Source organism: Pseudoalteromonas porphyrae (genome assembly GCF_001298125.1).
GTDB lineage: Bacteria > Pseudomonadota > Gammaproteobacteria > Enterobacterales > Alteromonadaceae > Pseudoalteromonas > Pseudoalteromonas neustonica.
Map to the genome: position 1 here is coordinate 55,311 of NZ_LHPH01000013.1, position 21,053 is coordinate 76,363.

17 protein-coding genes are annotated in these 21,053 nt (G+C 37.2%); 4 read left to right on the forward strand and 13 right to left on the reverse strand.

What is annotated here, in order from left to right; translation table 11 throughout:
- Window positions 1–3 precede the first annotated feature (3 nt).
- The 6 genes from phrB to ADS77_RS12270 form a co-directional block, all read right to left on the reverse strand.
- Window positions 4–1,395: a deoxyribodipyrimidine photo-lyase gene (gene phrB, locus ADS77_RS12245; protein ID WP_054203780.1), complete on the reverse strand. Its 1,392-nt coding sequence runs from the start codon at window positions 1,393–1,395 to the stop codon at window positions 4–6.
- Complete coding sequence (locus ADS77_RS12250) at window positions 1,395–2,348, reverse strand: YbgA family protein (RefSeq protein ID WP_054203781.1); 954 nt, start codon at window positions 2,346–2,348, stop codon at window positions 1,395–1,397. Before ADS77_RS12250 ends, phrB begins: the two co-directional genes overlap by 1 nt.
- A gap of 8 nt (window positions 2,349–2,356) precedes the next feature.
- On the reverse strand, window positions 2,357–3,016 hold the full coding sequence (locus ADS77_RS12255) for a ChrR family anti-sigma-E factor (protein ID WP_054203782.1): 660 nt from the start codon (window positions 3,014–3,016) through the stop codon (window positions 2,357–2,359).
- Window positions 3,009–3,632 carry a sigma-70 family RNA polymerase sigma factor gene (locus ADS77_RS12260; protein WP_054203783.1) on the reverse strand — a complete coding sequence of 208 codons (624 nt, stop codon included), beginning with the start codon at window positions 3,630–3,632 and terminating at the stop codon, window positions 3,009–3,011. The genes ADS77_RS12255 and ADS77_RS12260 overlap by 8 nt, the downstream gene beginning before the upstream one ends.
- Before the next feature lie 66 nt (window positions 3,633–3,698).
- Window positions 3,699–4,277: an LON peptidase substrate-binding domain-containing protein gene (locus tag ADS77_RS12265; protein ID WP_054203784.1), complete on the reverse strand. Its 579-nt coding sequence runs from the start codon at window positions 4,275–4,277 to the stop codon at window positions 3,699–3,701.
- Window positions 4,278–4,483: 206 nt separating this feature from the next.
- The gene (locus ADS77_RS12270; RefSeq protein WP_054454659.1) at window positions 4,484–4,777 is read right to left on the reverse strand and encodes a hypothetical protein; all 294 of its coding nucleotides are present in this window, start codon (window positions 4,775–4,777) and stop codon (window positions 4,484–4,486) included.
- 257 nt (window positions 4,778–5,034) lie between these two features.
- On the opposite strand from ADS77_RS12270, the gene trhA reads away from it, so the two are divergent.
- A complete protein-coding gene (trhA, locus tag ADS77_RS12275; RefSeq protein WP_054454660.1) occupies window positions 5,035–5,670 on the forward strand; it encodes a PAQR family membrane homeostasis protein TrhA in 636 nt (211 codons plus the stop codon).
- Window position 5,671: 1 nt separating this feature from the next.
- Here the strand turns inward: trhA and ADS77_RS12280 are convergent, their stop codons facing one another.
- Window positions 5,672–5,977, reverse strand: coding sequence for an MGMT family protein (locus ADS77_RS12280; protein WP_054203787.1), 306 nt, complete (start codon window positions 5,975–5,977; stop codon window positions 5,672–5,674).
- Between the two features lies 1 nt (window position 5,978).
- A complete protein-coding gene (locus ADS77_RS12285; protein WP_054203788.1) occupies window positions 5,979–6,872 on the reverse strand; it encodes a LysR family transcriptional regulator in 894 nt (297 codons plus the stop codon).
- Between the two features lie 123 nt (window positions 6,873–6,995).
- Here ADS77_RS12285 and ADS77_RS12290 point away from each other — a divergent pair, with 123 nt between their 5' ends.
- Both ADS77_RS12290 and ADS77_RS12295 read left to right on the forward strand, forming a co-directional pair.
- On the forward strand, window positions 6,996–8,081 hold the full coding sequence (locus tag ADS77_RS12290; RefSeq protein WP_054203789.1) for an efflux RND transporter periplasmic adaptor subunit: 1,086 nt from the start codon (window positions 6,996–6,998) through the stop codon (window positions 8,079–8,081).
- 1 nt (window position 8,082) lies between these two features.
- The gene (locus tag ADS77_RS12295) at window positions 8,083–11,145 is read left to right on the forward strand and encodes an efflux RND transporter permease subunit (protein WP_054454661.1); all 3,063 of its coding nucleotides are present in this window, start codon (window positions 8,083–8,085) and stop codon (window positions 11,143–11,145) included.
- Window positions 11,146–11,383: 238 nt separating this feature from the next.
- On the opposite strand, the gene ADS77_RS12300 is transcribed toward ADS77_RS12295, so the two are convergent.
- On the reverse strand, window positions 11,384–15,310 hold the full coding sequence (locus tag ADS77_RS12300; protein WP_054454662.1) for a response regulator: 3,927 nt from the start codon (window positions 15,308–15,310) through the stop codon (window positions 11,384–11,386).
- A gap of 177 nt (window positions 15,311–15,487) precedes the next feature.
- On the opposite strand from ADS77_RS12300, the gene ADS77_RS12305 reads away from it, so the two are divergent.
- A complete protein-coding gene (locus ADS77_RS12305; RefSeq protein ID WP_054454664.1) occupies window positions 15,488–16,609 on the forward strand; it encodes a response regulator in 1,122 nt (373 codons plus the stop codon).
- A 57-nt stretch (window positions 16,610–16,666) separates the two neighbouring features.
- On the opposite strand, the gene rluF is transcribed toward ADS77_RS12305, so the two are convergent.
- From rluF to ADS77_RS12325, 4 genes are all read right to left on the reverse strand, one after another.
- Complete coding sequence (rluF, locus tag ADS77_RS12310; protein ID WP_054454666.1) at window positions 16,667–17,548, reverse strand: 23S rRNA pseudouridine(2604) synthase RluF; 882 nt, start codon at window positions 17,546–17,548, stop codon at window positions 16,667–16,669.
- 63 nt (window positions 17,549–17,611) lie between these two features.
- Window positions 17,612–18,682 (reverse strand): ABC transporter substrate-binding protein, encoded by a 1,071-nt coding sequence (locus ADS77_RS12315; protein WP_054203794.1) that lies wholly within the window; start codon window positions 18,680–18,682, stop codon window positions 17,612–17,614.
- Window positions 18,683–18,728: 46 nt separating this feature from the next.
- Window positions 18,729–19,808, reverse strand: a complete 1,080-nt coding sequence (locus ADS77_RS12320; protein ID WP_212760595.1) for a DUF418 domain-containing protein — start codon at window positions 19,806–19,808, stop codon at window positions 18,729–18,731.
- A gap of 12 nt (window positions 19,809–19,820) precedes the next feature.
- The gene (locus ADS77_RS12325) at window positions 19,821–21,032 is read right to left on the reverse strand and encodes an EAL and HDOD domain-containing protein (RefSeq protein WP_054203795.1); all 1,212 of its coding nucleotides are present in this window, start codon (window positions 21,030–21,032) and stop codon (window positions 19,821–19,823) included.
- Between the last annotated feature and the right edge of the window lie 21 nt (window positions 21,033–21,053).

The following is a 21,053-nucleotide window of genomic DNA, read 5'->3' on the forward strand; positions in this document are numbered from 1 at the left end:
CAATTATACCTTGAAAGCGTTTAAAGCCCTTTCACGTGCGGCTTTGTGATCAACAACAGCTGGCCAATATACCTCTTTCTTATTCATCTTCGCTAAATATTCATGCGGAAAATGAATCTGTTTATCCGGCACATTTTCCAGTTCGGGTATATACTTACGAATAAATTCCCCCTTTGGATCAAATCTTTCGCTTTGAGTAATTGGGTTAAAGATCCGAAAGTATGGTTGCGCATCACACCCTGTACTCGCTGCCCATTGCCAACCACCATTATTAGATGCTAGATCGCCATCTATTAGGTGTGTCATGAAAAAGCGCTCACCCTTTCGCCAATCAATTAAAAGGTGTTTAGTTAAAAAGCTCGCAACAACCATTCGCAAACGATTATGCATCCAGCCTGTTTCTAATAACTGGCGCATTGCAGCATCGACAAGCGGATAGCCAGTTCGCCCTTCACACCACGCTGTAAAATCGTTATCGTCTGCTCGCCACTTAACTGCATCGTACTTTTCATTAAAGTTTTTATATTTATTTAAATCTGGAAAAGCAACAATCAAATGGCGATAAAACTCTCGCCATACCAACTCATTAACCCAAGTGAATAAGTTACTTTTTGCACTAGTCAATACATCTACATGTTGTTGTTGAACAAGCGCGACAAGTTGATGAACGCTTACAATACCCAGTGCCAAATATGGACTGATCCCCGATGTTCCTTTTATGCTAGGAAAATCACGAGTGTCTTTGTAACTAACCAATTTTTTATCAATAAAACGCGCAATAACACCACTGAGGGAGGCATCATCAACAGGCCATTTTTCAGAGCTATTGTCACTTTCGAGTGATGCTGGTGGTTGCCAAATTATTTCTGCAAAGCACTGGGGAAATTGACGAAAATGAAAATGTGTATCTTGATGTAGTTTCAGCCATGTATTTTTGAAAGGTGTAAAAACTTTATACATTTCACCTGTTTTAGTTACAACTGTACCAGGTGGGGCAATTACGTCGCCATCGTAAAAAGTGCATTTTATCTGATGCTTGTCTGCCCTTGAAATAAAGTCGGCGTCTCGCTGCTGCTCATTATATTCATATTCTTTATTAGCAAAAACTTGTGTGATGTTATGAGCCGAGCAAAAACCATCTAAAAGTAAAACACATTCGTTGTAAGTTCCTGCATCAATTACATGCAATTTGATGCCATGTTTAGCCAACAAATCACCTAGAAATACAACTCTACGTTTTATCAAATCTATTTGGATAGGTGCAACATTATGCTGGCGCCATTGCGTGGGGGTAATAAAAAAAATGGCATTTTTACAACCACTTTCAATCGCATCGTATAATGCTAGATTATTAAAAAGGCGCAAATCGCGCCTAAACCAAAAAACTGTCTTCATTAGATACCGTATCTCAGCTTTAAATCATGAGGATAAGGATTGAAATAAACTTGCTTATCAAGATACTCATTAGGGTGAACTTTTAAATGGTGCTTTACTAATGTTAAAGGCACATATAAAGGCACGAGTCCTTCTCTGTATTCATCAATCGCATCTCTAAGTTCTTGCTTTTCAACTTTACAAAGTACCTTTTTAAAATAGCCTTGCAAATGCATAAGAGTATTACTGTTATTTTTGCGTGATGCAGGCCTCTTTAATGCAGCCATTAGCCCCGAAATATAGGAATCTGCAAGTGATTCACTATCTGCACCATCAAAAGTACCAAGTAAGTTACCTAAGTCTTTATAAGCTTGGTAATTATGAGCCATTAGTAAGTACTTGTATTGGGAGTGGAACTGAGTTAAACGATGTACACTTACTGGCTGCTCTCGTAAAATTTGCCAATTTTTGTAAGTATAAACTCGCATTACGAAGTTTTCCCGTAAGTGCATATCATTTAACCTGCCATTTTCTTCACAAGGTAGCAGCGGGTTATGCAACATAATTTGTTCAGCAAAAAAGCCGACGCCTTCAGATGTATTGCCGGTACCAGCCTCATTGTAAATTTTAATCCGTTCCATACCACAGCTCGGACTTTTCGCACAAAAAACAAACCCACTCAATTGACTAGCCTGCTCTGTTGCAATTCTTTTACCATATTCGGTTAACTTAGGCCCAACATCTCCTGTGCCATCTGGGCGACATACTTTTATTGTGTCACCAACTCGAACTTGCCTGATTGTAGGCCTAGGTATGGGAAGCCCTACAGCTACCTCAGGGCAAAAACGAGTATATTCAACGTGTTTAGATAACTCGTCCATACAAAAATTTGATTTTTTATGTCCGCTATCAAAGCGGACTTTTTCACCAGCAAGACAGGCGCTTATTCCTATCTTAATTGTCGATTGCTGCATGTATTTCCTTAATAGATCAAGTTGCCAATTGGATTAAGTAGTTTACTCAAACCTTTATTAAAGTGTAGAGCACTACTGACAACTGTGTAACATAAACAGCCATTTTCTGTTACCGGTGTATGCTGATGCTGACCATCTAGAAGCATAAAATCTCCTGCAACATAATCTCCTGATTCATCACTAAATTCACCGGCAAGCAATAAAGTTAATTCAAAGCCTGTGTGAGTATGCTCTGGTATTTCGCCACCAGCAGCAATATGAAGTAAACTTGATCTAAGGGCGCCATCGTCTAACGCTATACGTGATCTAGAAAGTTTGCCCATTTGCATAAACTTACTATGAGCAATTCGAGACAACGCACGTGGTAGCTCATATGATTGTTCATTTACAGAAACTTCCTGCTTTTTAACTTCATACACTTCATCAATGCCATCATCTAGCATGATAGATTCTAATAGCCCTGCATCTTCTAAATCTATTTGTTCGGAAAAATCTTCTTGGTTGTTAATAAATACTTCGCTCGCATTACTCGCTTCAATAGCTTCAACCTTGTCTCTACAACAAGAGCACATATCAATATGGATAGACACTGCAACACTTAAACTAGCAGGTAATGTTCCATTACAATACTGAGTTAATAAAGCATCAGTTGGATGGTGTTTAATCATTTTTATCTCCCATCTCATTTCGTAACTTTTGTAAAGCTAAACGCAAACGAGATTTAACTGTTCCAACTGGAATGTTCAGTTGCTCTGCAAGTTGCTCTTGTGACATATCCTGAAAATAAACGCCACGTACAACATCTCTTTGGGCTTGTGGCAATTTATCAAGATAACCCTTTATCTGCTTATCTTCGAGGTGATCACTAAACTCATGGGCATCATTTTCATTTTGCTCAACTAAAGGCCAAATATCTTCACTGATATTATCCTCTTTGTTACTTTTCATTTTACGAAGCATATCAAAGGAGGCATTTCGCATAACAGTGTAAATCCACGTTGTCGCAGCGCCCTTATCGTTGTTATATAAGTGAGCTTTTCGCCATACTGAAGTGAGTGTTTCCTGTACAAGCTCCATAGCTTGTGCTTCAGAATTAAACTGTTTTATACCGAAACGTTTAATTTTTGGTGAAAAATACGCGAATAAATAAGAAAATGCTTTTTTGTCTCTTTTAGTAGCAACGGCGAATAGAGCATCAGCAAGTTCTTTGCTTGGTGTATCTGGCATGGCAGTGTAGTTACCTGTTCTAGGTTTACAACGTATTGACGGTTGTTGACTCACCATTTTTATATTCCCCTTAATGTTCTTATTCTTCAATACGCATCTGAAGAACATATGGATCATATATATTTAGGTAAATTCGTTATTAATGACAGTATGTAGGAAAGTGTGGATATTCGCAAAGTCAGATTTATACGCAAGCTGTTGTTTTTTATCTATTGAAATAGGAAGAAGTTCAAGCCATCGTGCAATCACCCAATTAAAGTTATCAAATTGGGTTTCTCGGTACAAATTACGCAGTTGCTTATTATCTGCAAATAAATCTTTTAGTGCGCTCACCAAACATGTATCACTGCGTTCAATTGTGTGGGGCTCTGTGAACCAATTTGGTTCTTTCGTCTTCGATGTTTGACCATAGCGTAGTTTATTTTTATCTTGAACCACATCTGTTATCTCAACAGCATACATCGCCGCCACGTCAATAACTAAAACCCCTCCTTCATCTAAGGTAAAATCGACGATCTCAACTAGGCAACCGCGGGTAGGTGTATTTAGGTAACAATCAATATCATATTGGCATAATACAAAACCACTCCCACTTTTGAGCGACTCTTTGACCATGTCAAGGTAACGCTGTTCAAAAATGCGTAATCGTGTATACCCATGTGGTAATAAAAAAACAGGTAATGGGAAGATTGCACGTTTCATAAGGCCTACTACATCAATTAACTATGCATTACTCTACGTGCCTTGCAGTAAATAAGATCAATTCACCTACTGTTGTTATACCTGTTTAACAGATATTAAACCACTGCCCCACATTACGGATAAGCTCAAACGATGCATATACACCTAATAAACTGAAAACAGGTGCTAACATTAAGGCTAATAATCCTAGTTCACTGCTCATTAGATTACCCTTCATTTGATTGAGATTGAACAGCTACCAACTCAGTTTTTACTATTTTTTCTAGATCTGAACCCTGAGTACGGCTTGTGTTTTCTACAACTTCAGTCATCAATAACTGCGAATTAATTGATAGGCTTTGTTTCAGTGAGTTACTTAATTCTTTATTCATCGTCTTTATATAGCTTGCTATATTTTGTGTTAATACTTGTGTAATCTCAAACTCACCTTCATTTGCACTTGCATGTGTAGAACCGACAATTAAAAGTGCTGCTACTGCTGATTTAATAATGCTTTTCATAATGGTATTCCCTGTTGTGTTATTAAGTTAGTCGCTATTACTTAATCAAAGGTTGTGCCAACTAGAAAATAAAAAATAAACCACTGATTTAAAAAGAAATAAATAAATTAAAATTCATATACCATTCATTGCATGATATTTTTAACCAATCATTTTAGTCAAAAAAACCAAAAAGTAGTGCATTAATTTAGATTGCCAAACTCAGCGTACACTTGTACACTGAAACTCGTTTTTGATTATTATTTTTAGAGCTTTATATGTCGATTGATCATGCTTATTCCCCAAAGGAAGAGCAACTTAATACCGTGTCTCACGGGGCTGGCGTTCTATTTTCAATTTATGTGTTGTGGGAGTTGCTTTCAAAAGCACAAAACTATGCAGAAATAATAAGTGCGGGGATCTACGGCACAAGTTTATTTCTACTTTTTTTATCATCAACTTTATATCACGCAAGTACAAGGAGTGAAGTTCGCGCATTTTATAAAAAATGTGACCACTGCGCTATTTACATTCTCATTGCAGGAACCTATACCCCATTTTTAGTGCTATCACTACAAGGTATATGGTCGGTTGCCACCCTATTATTTATTTGGTCTTTAGCACTTGGCGGAGTCGTTTATAAACTAGTAGTCAAAAACCAAAGTAAAAAAGTTTCACTATCAACATACTTATTAATGGGTTGGTTTGCAGTCGCAATCATCTACCCTATGTACTTAAATGTAGACGTTAATGCATTATGGTGGTTACTTGCAGGTGGCATATTCTATAGCTTAGGAACACTCTTTTATAGCGCAAAACACCGACAGTTTAGCCATGCTATTTGGCATATTTTTGTGATTGCAGGCTGCGTTTGTCACTATATTTCAATTAGTAGATATTTATTAACGCGCTAATTTAAAGCCAGCGGTAAATTCGCATATTTACACGGTTATTTTTAAACGTCACTCCCTCACAGATGAGCAATTGGTGTTGTGTTATATACTGTGAAGAGCCTTCAGGGAAAGAAATTTTACCCTGACTATTGATAACACGATGCCATGGAATGGTAGAATCTTTTGGCATCAGTTTTAATAAACGCCCTACTAACCGTGCGTTGCTAGGCAACCCAGCCATTGCAGCAACTTGACCATAGCTGGCTACTTTCCCTAATGGAATATTAGCCATCACAGTATAAATCTTTTCTTCTTTGCTTAACTCCATATCATTTTCCTAAATATTCTTTACTTAAGCGTTTAAAATCACGCCATATAGCCCTTGCAACAGGTCCATGATGCGTTGAGTTTTGTCTAAAAACACGAATTTGAGCACTAAAAGTGTGCTCTCTATCGATTATGTTTATTTGCTGTAATGCACCACTATCTAACTCATTTTGACAATGAGCAAGGCTTATTATTGCCCAACCTGCGCCTGATAATAAAAATGACTTTAATGTCGAAACGTCATCTATTTTCATCATCGCAGACCCTTTCGAATAAGATAGACGTTCACTATCAAAACTCATATCACTTTCAAACATGGCTAAACATGGGTACTGCTGTAATTGTTCATAGTCAACTTTATTTGGTAACAACCCATTAGCACTAACAATGCCTATGTCTAACTTCCCAATAGGTAGACTCTCTAAATCTCCTGTTGCATGAAATAAATCAAACCAAGGACCAATCCCCAAATCCACTTGTGCCTTATTTACTTGCTCTAAAGACGCAAACCGCTTACCGCTTGTTACACTAAACTCCGTGCTTGTATACTTTACAAACGCATCACAAATAATATCGTTATAAAACGGTTGATGGCATAGTTGCTCATAGCAAATTTTGTAATTTGCTTCATTCCCTAGTGCCAATTCGTTGGCTAATTGCATTAAATGAGACTCAGCACCTAATAATAGTGCTGCTTCTCGATGAAAAATACGCCCTTTTTCGGTCAATTGGAGACGATAATAGTTACGGTCAAGTAATTCAAAACCCACTTCATTTTCAAGCTTTTTTACTGCAAGTGTCAAAGCGGGTTGGGATTTATGCAGCGCAAGTGCAGCCTGCGATAAACTTTGAGTGCGCACTATCGCATCGAGCATTTTTAATTGGACTAGGTTCATAATAACTTCAACCAAAACATCATTATTTTTATTTATGATCTTTTTAAAATTTAATAATTTTTATTTTATATGTTTGCGGCGTATGCTGCACGTAATATATTGTTTTATGACACGGAGAAGATAATGAAACTGGTGCCTGCCTTTTTACTCTCAGCATTAATGCTCACTTTAATTGCCTGCAAAGAAGATCCAATTCAAGTCGATCAGCAAGCTACAATTCGACCCGTTAAGCTTTTTAAGGTTGGTAGTGACTCTGACGAAACGATTCGAAGTTTTCCTGCTGAAGTTGTGGCTAATCAAGGGTCATATTTAGCATTTAGAGTAAATGGTGAGTTACTTAAGTTTCCAGTTCTGGCTGGGCAGCATGTTGAAAAAGATCAATTACTAGCTAAATTAGACCCTGAAGATTTTCAGTTGCAATACGAAGAACGTAAAGCACGCTACGAATTAGCACACTCTCAACTTGACCGCATAAAAAAATTATTTGATAAATCAATTACCAGTCAATCTGAACTTGATCAGGCACTTGCTAATAAGCAGGTGGCGGAATCTGCATTAAAAATAGCTCAAACAAATTTAGATAATAGTGAATTACGTGCGCCATTTAGCGGCACTGTGGCAAAAGTATTTGTTAAAAACTTTGAAAATATCCAAGCGAAACAAAATATTTTACGCCTTGAGACTCGCGATCTCATGGACGTCGTTATTCAAGTACCTGAAAAACTCATTGCACGTATAGATAAAGACGCAAACTATCAGCCTAGTGTGGTATTTGATGGTTTTCAAAATAAATCATACACACTCACAATCAAAGAATTTGATACGCAGGCAGATCCTATTACACTGTCATATAAAGTGGTTTTTTCTTTACCTGTGCCAAAAGACTTCAATTTACTCGCGGGCATGACTGGTCGTGTTGATATTGATTTAAGTAAAATCACTCACTCTCAATCACAGTATGCATTATTGCCTGTTGAAGCCGTATTTTCAGAACCAACGGAGTCTTCAAACAACAATAGTTACGTATGGGTTTACGACGCTGTTAGCGAAAAAGTAACTAAACAAGCTGTAGAAGTTGGTCAACTCCATAAAAGCGGAATAGAGGTTCTTTCTGGTGTTACAAAAGATCAACAGGTTGTTGCAGCGGGTGTGCATTATTTAAAAGAAGGTATGCAAGTTCGTCCTTGGCAAAAAGAGCGAGGCTTATAATATGAGTATTGCTGAACTTACCATAAAAAGAAAAGTAATTAGCTGGATGTTCGCACTGCTGCTTTTAATTGGCGGAGCAGTCTCTTATTTAGGCTTAGGGCAATTAGAAGACCCTGAATTTACACTAAAAAAAGCGATGGTTATTACTCTGTATCCCGGTGCATCACCGCAACAAGTTGAAGAAGAAGTTACATTTCCTATTGAAAACGCCATCCAACAATTACCTTACGTAGATTATGTGACTAGTATTTCCTCCCCTGGTAAATCACAAATTACGGTTGAGATGAAAAGTACTTACCGCAAACAAGACCTGCGACAAATATGGGATGAATTACGCCGTAAAATAAACGATCAAGCCTCCGCTTTACCAAGTGGTGTATACCCAAGTACCGTAATGGATGATTTTGGTGATGTCTATGGCGTTATGTATGCTGTTACGGGCGATGGTTACTCTTATGATGAGCTAAAAAATTACGTTGATTACTTAAAGCGTGAACTCGTTCTCGTTGATGGCGTAAGTAAAGTTACTGTTGCTGGTGAACAACAAGCGCAAGTAATGGTTGAAATTTCAACTCGAAAACTCGCTCAGTTAGGTATAGCACCAAATAGAATTTATCAATTATTACAATCACAAAATACTGTATCTAATGCAGGAAAAGTCCGCGTTGGTGACGAATCAATTCGCTTGCACCCAACAGGTGAATTTAAAGACGTTAAAGAACTTGAGAGTTTACTTATTTCAAAACCAGGTGCTAGCGAGCTAATTTATTTAGGTGACGTAGCGAAGGTTTATAGAGAGTACGCTGAACTTCCTAACAATATTATGCGCTTTAACCAACAGCAAACGTTACTGGTTGGCGTATCTTTCAGTACTGGTGTTAATGTTGTCGATATTGGTAAGAATATAAAAGCCCATTTAGCATCAATGGAGTATCAACGCCCCCATGGCATGGAAATTAACACCGTATATAACCAGCCCGTGGAAGTCGAAAAGTCAGTTGATGGCTTCATTATCAGCTTATTAGAAGCTATTGGTATTGTTATCGTTGTACTTTTAGTTTTTATGGGAATTAAAAGTGGTGTGTTAATTGGCGCTATTTTATTATTAACGGTTCTGGGTACTTTCATCTTTATGAAACTATTTGCAATCGACTTACAGCGAATTTCTTTAGGTGCACTTATCATTGCGCTTGGCATGCTCGTTGATAATGCAATCGTTGTGACCGAAGGCATTTTGATAAACCTAAAGCGTGGTCAAACAAAAATTAAAGCGGCAGTAAACATTGTAGAGCAAACGAAGTGGCCACTGCTCGGTGCCACGGTTATTGCCATCACTGCATTTGCTCCTATTGGGTTAAGCGCTGATGCCAGTGGGGAGTTTGCTGGAAGCCTTTTTTGGGTGTTGTTAATTTCACTATTACTTAGCTGGATAACCGCCATAACGTTAACCCCTTTTTACGCTGACTTAATGTTTAAGCAGTCTGAAGTTAAAGAAGATAGCCACGATGATGACCCTTATCAAGGAGTGATCTTTAACCTATATAAAAGCTTACTAAGTAACTCGATGCGATTTCGTAAAACAACATTACTCCTTATGGTCGTGCTGTTAATGAGCGCTATATTTGGGTTTAAGTTTATTAAGCAATCATTCTTTCCAGCTTCAAATACGCCTATGTTTTATGTTGATTACTGGCATGCTCAAGGTGCTGACATTCATACTACATTAGATGGTGTAGCAAAACTTGAAGCCTTTTTACAAAAAGATCCCCTCGTTGAAGATGTAACAACGACCATCGGCCAAGGTGCTCCGCGCTTTATGCTTACTTACGCACCTGAAAAGTCATATCCCGCATACGGACAATTGATTATTCGCGTAAAAGATAGAGAAGCCGTTGCTACCATGATCAAAAAAGTACGTGATTATGAATACAATAATGTTCTCGATGCTAAATTAAAAGTAAAGCGCATGGAAATTGGCCCTTCAACAGATGCAAAAATTGAAGCTCGTTTTTCAGGGGCCGATCCTGTCATATTACGCCAATTAGCAAAACAAGCTAAAGACATATTAAGTAGTGACGCAGGTTCATTTAATGTACGTGATGATTGGCGTGAACGCTCTAAATTAATCCGCCCTCAATTAAACGAGCAAAAAGCACGTCGTTTAGGCATCGGAAAAACAGATTTAGATCAATTACTGTTAACCAGCTTATCCGGTAAAAAGGTAGGTGTATACAAAGACGGTACGCAACTATTGCCTATTATTGCCCGCTCACCTGCTGAAGAACGGCTCAATGTTGAAAGCTTACGTGACTTACAAATCTACAGCCCTGTTTTAGGTGTATTTGTTCCGGTTACTCAAGTAGTCGATGATTTTATTGTTGAGTGGGAAGATAGTTTAATAATGCGCCGTGACCGAAAGCGTACAATCACTGTTATGGCCGATCATGACGTTATTGGCGACGAGACCCCCGCTAAACTATTCGCCCGGGTTCGTGCTGATATAGAAGCAATTACATTACCCCATGGTTACGAGTTACAATGGGGTGGAGAGTTTGAGTCATCCAGCAAAGCGCAAAAAGCAATATTTGGCTCGCTGCCACTGGGTTATTTAGCTATGTTTGCAGTGACTGTATTACTATTTAACTCGGTTAAACAGCCTCTCGTTATTTGGGCAACGGTGCCGCTGGCAATTATTGGTGTAAGCGCGGGGCTATTATTAATGAACGCCGCATTTAGTTTTATGGCTTTATTAGGCTTATTAAGCTTAAGCGGGATGTTAATAAAAAATGGCATTGTATTAGTTGATCAAATCAACCTTGAGCTAGCCAGTGGAAAAGACCCATACCAAGCAGTGTTTGACTCTGGGGTAAGCCGTGTCCGCCCTGTTGCAATGGCTGCAATTACAACTATTTTAGGTATGATCCCTTTACTGTTTGACGTATTTTTTCAATCTATGGCCGTCACAATCATGTTCGGATTAGGATTTGCAACTGTACTCACACTCATTGTCGTACCCGTACTTTATACTCTACTGTTTAAAATCGAAGTACCTAAAAACGCATAATAGGCTCTGCCCAAAGGGTTCTTCCTAGGGGGGATTAACTCTTTGTTACCTACACGGATGTCGGTAAGGGGGTGAGCAGGGCGCGGAAGCTTTGCTCGGTTTTTACTTATTCTCACATGGATGTGAGTCAGTAGAATAACGCAGGAGCAGTTATCGAGCCCACTCGATTCCAAACCTCGCGCCGCGATTAAACCGCCCCTAGATTGAACAAATTTCAATCCACAAAGGTCAACATGCCCTAGGCCAAGCACTGAGTCAAATACATATCTGCTTTAACATATTCAAAACGACTCACCATTTCTTGTAGTTTTTTTATTTGCTGTAGCTCTAGGGTATCACTAACAGATAAGCATTGGACGATTTCACTAGCCTCAGTATCAAAATCTTTAAGCGCTTGCGATAGTTTTTGGATAAGCCCTCCCTGATTATCAACTTCGTTGATTTTTTGCTTACTCGAACTAATTGATTCTATAATTGCTAAACATTGTGGGTTTATTTTCTTAACGTATTCAATAAGGCTGTCAATATCATGAGCATCGATCAGGTTAGCTTTTAAGCTTTGTTCTAGGTTCTTCATTTTATCTGCGATCACATAAACAGCTAAGTTCGCAGCGGCACCTTTAATTGCATGCAATAAATTTGACGCTAGCTCATAGTTTTCTATAGTAATTGCCTGTTTAAGGTTTATTAGCTCTTCCACTTGTTGCGATAAAAATTTTGATAGTATGCTGAAATAGGCCAACTCATTACCTGCCGCACGCTCAATTCCTTCATCTAAGTTAACCCCATCTAAATACTTTTCAACTACTTTCGTTTTCGCAATAGATGTCAAGTCAGGCTCAATATAAGTTGGCTCCCTCATCTTTTGTATAGGGGATTTTGCAACGTGCAGCAAAATTTGTTCAACAAGCATATTTACATCTATTGGTTTTGCTATATGACCATTCATTCCAGCATTTGTGCATCGATTTATATCTTGTTGCATAGCATTTGCTGTCATCGCTAAAATAGGGAGTGCCGTATTTGAAAGTCCCTCTCTGATGATTTTAGTCGCACTGATCCCATCTAATACAGGCATCTGCATATCCATTAAAACAAGGTCATACTTTTCCTTTTCTATTTTCTTTATAGCTTCTTCACCATTATTTGCAATATCAACATGTGCCCCAAAGCTGGTTAAAATCTCATAGGCGATTTCTTGATTTACAGGTTGGTCTTCAGCTAAAAGAAGCTTTATGTTTAAAAGCGCATCATGTGCGTAAGTTTGTTCTTTTAACGGCTGTTCTGATGTATATGTGCCAAAGCATGCAACTAAAGAATCTATTAAATAAGAAGGGTTTATTGGCTTTAATATAATTGCATCTAATAAGCGTTTTTGATCTTCATTTAATTCAAGTTCTCTTCCATACGCTGTTGTTAACATAACCTTTGTATTAGCTAATAAGTCTTCATTCTTAAGTAACTCTATAGCATTCAAACCATCCATTTCTGGCATTTGCCAATCCATGATTAAAAGATCGAAATCATCATTAGCGTGCCTTAACAACTCAATTGCGGCAGTTGCATTATCTCGTCTCGTTATTTGTAATCCGGCATTTACAAGGATACCTTCCAAAACATCTAATGCTTGAGCATTATCATCAACTATCAATACCTGATAATTTGCAAATGATTTGGGTAAAGTACCATTTAATTCACATTCATCTTTTATGGGTAAATTCACATTAAAGTAAAATTCTGATCCCTCACCTAATGTGCTCTCTAAATAAATCTCGCCTCCCATTAGTTTTACTAACTGTTGAGAGATTGTTAATCCTAATCCTGTGCCACCATATTTCCTTGTGATAGATGAGTCAGCTTGGGAAAACGAACTGAACAACCTTTTTTGTTGCTGCCTATCCATACCTATGCCAGTATCTTTGACAGAGAATTTCAATTCAGTATTTTTATCGTCAATTGATTCAGCCACAATCTTAATTGTTACACTTCCTGAATCTGTAAACTTTACCGCATTACCAACTAAGTTGATTAATACTTGGCTTAATCTTAGTGGATCGCCTATAAAACTATTGGGCAAAGAAGGGGGGATATCGAATACCAATTCCAAGTTTTTTTCTTGTGCTTTAATACTGGTAACTGTTGATACTGTTTCTAATAATTTATCCAATCCAAAAGCCGTTTGCTCTATCTCTATTTTTCCTGCTTCTATTTTAGAGTAATCTAGAATGTCATTGATTAATCTTAATAATTGCTTCGCAGCAATGTCTATTTTATTAACATAATTAGCCTGTTTTTCATTTAATTGAGCCCCCATCGCTAAATGTGCCATGCCAATTATCGCATTCATTGGCGTTCGGATTTCATGACTCATATTGGCAAGAAACTCACCTTTTACTTTTGCAGAACGGTCCGCCGTTTCTTTAGCTTCTACAAGATCTCGCTCAAGTTCATTGCGTTTTGTAACGTCTAGAAACATCCCAACAATTCCTGACACAACTCCTTTGTTATCAAAAAATGGAGCTTCATAAATCACTAATTCAACGGGCTGATCATTACCGCTCATTGTCACCATGCTATATTCTACATTCGCTCGATCTTTGATAATTTCATTCGCTTGTTCATTAAATACGGCAGCCGCTTGCTGTTCGAAAATAAAGTCAACCGTGGTGCCAATAACGTCAGCTTCAAATTTATCTATAAAGTTTAAAAAGGCTTTATTAACCCCCATAAAGCACCCTTGCTTATCTCTGTAGTATGTTGGGTTTGGAATCGCATTAATAATATGATGATTAAGCTCTAGCTGTTGTGATAAGGCAACCTCAACTGCATTTTGCTTTTCAATATTGACTCCTAATTTAATTGCAATCGCTAAGTCGTTACATACTTCTTCAAGTGTTTCTATTTGCGCTTTATGGTAAGTAGATGTTGAGGCTATGTAGAGTGCACCTATACATTGTTCACTGACGATTAAAGGCATTAAATGGGCTTCTTGAATTAGGATTTGCTGCCCATTGACAATGATCTTAATTGAATTATTTTCCAAAGCAGTCATCGTCTGAACGTTTTGGTTTTTTAATAACGCCTTTGCTTGTGCACTGCTTTCATCAAAAATAGGGATATGACCTATATATTCATCTAATATTAGGTTATTCCCGTTTACTTTAAATATCGCGCAGCTAGGCGAATTAAAGTTTAGTGAAATAAATTGTAATGACTCTTCGATGATGTCTTTAGGTTTGTGAATTCCACGAATAGCATGATTAAAAGCTTTAATGTGTTTAGATGCACTAATTTTAAAATTTAACTTTTTAAGCGTTAACTCAAATGCACCAATAAGCTCACCCAGCTCCCCTTTAACATCATTTGGTAAAACAATTTGGTGATTATGTAGCTTAATAGATGTAAATACAGCATCGTGGATCCGTTTAATCGGTGAAAAATATCTGCCTTTTAATAACGTATATGAAAAAAGCAGCAGGGCTACTATCCCTCCAAAACACAAAATACCGAGGGCTTTTATTAACTGTAAATGCTCCGCGGCTTTTTTTAAATCTAAGGATTTTCGTGCTTCTATTTCAGCAAGTACACTATTTATTGAAAACATGACTTTACTTTTTTCTTTTATATATACTTCTCCAAACAACAAAAGCCGAGCGTTAGCAACGTTCTCTTGTCCTCCTATTTCAATTAAATCAAACGCTTGCTGCTCAATATCAATCAAAACATTTGAGCTATCCAACGCACTTTTAAAAGCGGCAACTTCATTACGGCGCGCATCATTACTTTGAATTATTTCAAGTAATGATGGCCATGACTTTTGTACAGTACGATGGGGAATTGTACTTTTAGGCGCCAAAGATAAACGTTCCCAATATATGGTCGGGTTTTCAACTGGTGAGGCAAAGCCTGTGCGTATATCAACAACATGATCAAATAACATGCGCCACTTTTCATCCATGGTTATTACGTACATTCTTGCAAACCGTGTTAATGAATCTGAGCTTGTTTTTAATTCAGTCGACATCGCAGTCAATTTTTCTAAAGCAACGAGATTTTTAGTTTGCTTCAAGTTATGCTGAAGAAATAAAACAACAATAAAAACCGACATTAGTAAAAAGGCACAAAACACGATATAGAGGATATTTAATACTTTCTTTGCAGTCATCTCATACGCTCGAATTACTTAATGCTCATATAAAAAATAGTCGTATTAAAAATATAAACAAGCTAAATACACTATAAGCATTTTTTGATGTGTTGCTGATGAAATAATAACTCATATTAAAAAATAAATATTCTAACTATGGCTATACTTGATGAGATAATGTTAACGGGGTAATAAATGGCTAATATTTTGATTGTAGATGATATTGTGGAAAATTTACATGTTCTCCAATTAATTTTAAAATCTGAAAACCATACTGTTAGAGCTGCCACCAATGCAGCTCTGGCTTTGCAACTCGTTGAAAAAAAACGACCAGATATTATTATTACCGATATAAAAATGCCTGTTATGTCTGGTATAGAGCTATGTCAAACCCTTAAATCCAAAGACGAATCTAAACATATCCCCATTATTTTTGTAAGTGCTCAAACTGACACTGATAACATAGTGCAAGCATTAGAGGCTGGTGGCGTAGATTATTTAACAAAACCATTTCGCCCTGCCGAAATAGTCGCGCGCGTTAGCACTCAGATTAAATTAATTGAAGCTCATAATTTACGTGTAGGCCAAGAGTTATCGCACGCAATTAATCAAATGGTTGTTGGTGTTGCCCATGAAATAAACACACCTTTAGGTACAAGCATTACTGCTGTAACCCATTTAAAGAGCATCATTGAATCGCTTATGTCTAGTTATATGCACAAAACTTTATCCGCAACTCAACTAGAAGCCAAGTTAAAAGATGCAAGTGAAAGCATAACTTTATCTGAGAACAATTTGATGCGTGTAGCTGAGTTCGTTAATTTATTAAAAATGATCTCTAGAGCGAAGGGGCCTAGGAAACTTAAAAATACTAACTTAGAGAGTTTTATTAAAAATATCCTCACTCTATCTCAAGAGCTATACCATGGTCTGACGTTTAATTTACAGTTGAATATCCACCAATCAGATTTTAATCTAGATACTGAGTTATTAGCGCTCGTATTTAATAATTTAATCCAAGACTCTTTTACCCACGCACCACAAGCGGATAAGACACAGATTAATATAATTATTACTGAAAAAAATGATGGATTTGACATTCTCTACTCTGATAATGGTAATGGCTTACAAGGGCTATCGATTGAGCAACTGCTAAAGCCATTCTATACGAGTAAAAGAGGTAATAGTGGGCATGTCGGGCTGAGTGCTCCCATGGTTGCAAGTATTATTTCAGGCCCACTTAATGGTAAATATCAAATAACGAGTTCAAAAAATGGTATTGAATGGGTAATAGAACTCCCCCATCTAAATGCTTAATTAAAAATAACACTAAAAGTAACGCAAGCTGCGTCAATTTTAGTGTTAATTATGTCATTATTTTTTTAAACTCAATGTGCCGGTCACACGTTTTGTACTTGTGCGGGGGGATGTTCTTTTTATAGTACTTTTAGCGACGCTTTGCGTGTTTGTAACTCGTTTTTTAAAGGTTTTTTTATTATCGAAAATCAGGTTATTTTTATTCTCATCAATTGAATGTTCTTGAGTTTTCCCTGAATCCATTATTGAGTTGTTAATCTCTGCCATTTCTAAATCGCTAAGATGGCGCCACCGCCCAACCTTTAAGCCCTTTAAAGTAACATTCATAATTCGAACACGTTTTAGCGTAACAACTTCATACCCTAAATATTCACACATTCGACGAATTTGTCGATTCAAGCCTTGGGTAAGCACTATGGTAAATTGCTGCGCACCTGTTTGAGTTACTTTACATTTTTTAGTAACAGTATCCAAAATTGGTAGGCCACCCGACATTTTACTTACGAATTGTCGATTTAGCGGCTTATCAACGGTAACAACATACTCTTTCTCGTGGTTATTACCCGCTCGAAGAATTTTATTAACGATGTCACCTTCGTTTGTTAAAAAAATCAGACCTTCTGAAGGACGATCTAACCGCCCAATTGGAAATATACGGTCGGGGTAGTTAACTGCTTTGACAATATTACTTTGAATTTTGCGTTCAGTTGTACAGGTGATCCCTACAGGCTTGTTATAAGCTATATAAGCTCGCTTAGGGACCTTTTTTAATGCTTTACCATCAATAAGAACATTATCACTCGCTGAAACTTTAACGCCCATTTCAGGGCGAATGCCATTAACAGTAACACGACCATCTTCAATATATTTATCAGCCTCTCGTCGCGAACAAAAACCGGTATCGCTAATAAATTTATTTAATCGTTTTAAGTCTGTCATGAGCCATATTCATATTAATTTCAAAGGCCGATAGTTTAAACCAGCGATAAAAATATTGCGCGGTTATTTTTCTAGATTAAGGTTATCTTTACGCAGGCTTTTTATATCAAAGCGGTAGCTAAGTTGTTCGTTATCGAGAAGGCGATAGCGGTTAAAATCTACAAAAGACCAATTATTCACATCGATAAGATACTCATATTGATTGATATTGTCTTTTGTGATCACATCAAGATCTATTTCAATATTGGTGTTATTTTTCCAGTAATCGTGGCCGTTTCTTAAATCAACCAACGTTATCAACGCCCAGCCTGCCATCATAAAGTGACCTCCAACACTTGCAGCCAATTTATCCTGCTTTATTAAGCGTAAATTATCTTTTAACCAATCAAAGCCACCCATTGAATAATTTTTCGCATTAGAAACCCCTGTGTAAGCTCCCAATGCCATTAAATCAGATGCACTCCAAATTACGTTAGTTTTTGGATACCGTTGAATTAATTTTTTTGTCTTGGTGATAGCTTCAAGTTTTGACCAGCCCGCATAGACTGTTTGGCTTAATTGCAATTTGTTATCAGCTAAATAGGCTTTTAAACCATCGCTTCTTGCATCTGACTCAGTACCATAATGCCCATTTATAGCCACAACGTGAGGCTGGCGACCTTGATTTTTAGAATGAGTGATTAATGCATCAGCCAAACCCCGGCCTGCTTTAAAATTATCATGATAAATTTCACCTAGCCAATTTTTATAACGTGCTTGTGGTTCGCCAATTGATCCCCGTTCATCGCCTGTAATTGTTTGTTCTAGAGTAATAAAATTAACGTTGTACTGCTTAAGCAAATTCATTGATTGCTCAGCCCCACCGGGGTAATTCAGCAATACTACATAGTCAGGCGTAGCGCGATATTGTAAGTATTTATTAAGCTCCGAGAGCTGAATATAACGATTGCCTTCTCCATAGATCACATCCAGGCTTATATTGTTTTGTTTTGCAGCCACCTCTGCAATACTTTGTACTTTCTCCCAAAATGGGTCCCCTTTAACTGAAGGGTTCACAAATAGTACAGAAAAAGGCTCAACAGCACTTAAGTGCAATGAAATACACGATAGAATGATAAATAAATAGCGCTTCATCTATTTCTCCAGTTTATTACTACCTCTGAGAATAGTCCCAAATAAACTAGCTAGCCAATTTACGCCAAATAAACTCCAAGGGCCCTTGGTCAAAGTAACGTCTATAAAGTACACTAAAAACGAGCTGAAATAAGGCAATTGAAGTAGCAATTAACCAATAATCAATTCGATCGAATGTCAGAACCCATTCCGGATAAAGCATTTTAAATAACATCACTAACAAAACACTTTGCATAATATACAAGGTTAAAGCCAACCGCCCAACGGATTGCAAGCCTGTAAGTAGAATCCCTTTCACTGTTACTAATTTAACCACAACATGTATAATAATTAAAGCCATGAACAAAGCTGAGAACCACGTTATAGGTTCTAAGATCGCAATATCGAATGTGCTATTTTGAGATTCTAGTAATATTCTAGTGCAGCTTAAAATCCCGGAACAAAACAGCGAAATGATTAACACTTTTTTAGGTAAACCATTTTCAAACACATTATTTTTGTAAGCATAAATACCAAGCAGCATAAGCCCTGCGGTCATCCATACGGTAATAAAAGGAAGTATCACAAGCATAAAGCCAAACATTGCCATGTTGCTCAAATACACAGAGCTTCCTGATTCACTATACGTATAAAAATGGTCTAAAAACTCAGCTGAATCACGTGTAATAACGATTGGGGGGGATAATAAACCTAATAAAACGGTGATAACTGAACCGAGTAAAAGAAATTGAAAACCACGCTTTAATTGCATGTTACTTTCTGCGTCGAGGTATTTAATTACGACCCAACCTGCGCATGCGTAAATGAATAATATATCACCAGCCCACAGTAAAAAACCGTGAAGTAAACCAAACACGGCGAGTATTTTTAAACGCTTAGTTAAACGTGATAAATCATTATTTCGTTGCCATTGAATATATAACCCAACCCCAAAAAGAATACAAAATAGGCTCCGAAAACGTCCATCGACAAATAAGAGACTGCTCAATTTAATAACATGATCTGAAAACGGAGGTGACGCTGAAGCAACATAGCCAAATTCAAATAGCCCGAATGAATATGCATTCATATACATTAAGCCAAGCACAGCAATACCACGAATAACATCTATACTGTGATTTCGCATTGTTAAATCCTTTTAATTATATTTATGGTTGTTAGACCATTCTAAAGCATTTTTATATAAACTTGGCAGTATATCACTTGGGATATTTAATAATATTACGGCTTGCTCTAGCGCCCACCAGCTTCCAGATTCATATGCTTTAACAATTTCGAGGATATAATAAAGATTATTCTTTTCTTCCATTAACGCCGACTTGATTATGTCAGGGAAAGGTAAACGTAAAAGCAACTGATCCATCGGCCTATCTAATATGGCATCCAACAATGAAAATAACCCTGTTAAGAATGCACTATTCGCATTGGCTGGTGCCACTTTTTTTGCTATCAATTCACAAAATCGCGCTCGAATTATGCACATTTTAATTAATTCATTTGGCTTACTTTGCGCTACATGGGCCGTCACTAAAAGACTGATAAACTTTTTGATATGATCATGACCCAGATACACCAATGCTTGCTTTAATGATTCTATTTCTTTTTGAACCGGGAACACCCCACTGTTTATCAACCGTAATAATTTGAAAGCAAGGGCAGTATCAAGCTGAAAAAGAGCTGCTATCGCATTAATATCAGGATTCTCTTTCATCGCTTGAGCATAGATAGACAATGCCAGCGCATGATTCATATCTATATCTTTTTGTTGAATCAACAGTGGTTTAGCAAAAAAATACCCTTGAAAATAGTCGAATCCCATTGCATGAGCGACTTTAAAATCAGCAAGCGTTTCTATTTTCTCTGCTAATAGTTTTAAATTTTTGTATTTTTTAAAGCGCACTATAAGCGATTCGATTTGGTTTAGAGGAGTGATTTGAATATCAAACTTTATCAACTTAACAAATTTCAAAAATCGATCCCATTTAGGATCATAGATAAAATCATCTAAAGCTAATGTAAACTCTTTTTTAAACAACTCTTTACATAATTGATAGTTTTCTTCTGTCGGCTCTATAGTTTCTAATAATTCAAGCACAACGTCTTGGGGGGGTAAAAAGCTGCACAAATCCATTTTTAATGAATCTGGGCCTATATTAATAAGCGCTTTCTTACCACATGTAATATGGCGAGTGCCGAAGTTTAGTTGATTTTCTACAATTAATTTGGCTGTAGCTACACTTTCGTCAATATTAGGAAAGCAATTATTAATGCTATTACGAAATAATAACTCGTAGGCAACCACAGACTGCCGACGATTAAAAATTGCTTGCCTTGCTACAAATACTTCCACTAGTCAGCCTTTTACAGTATT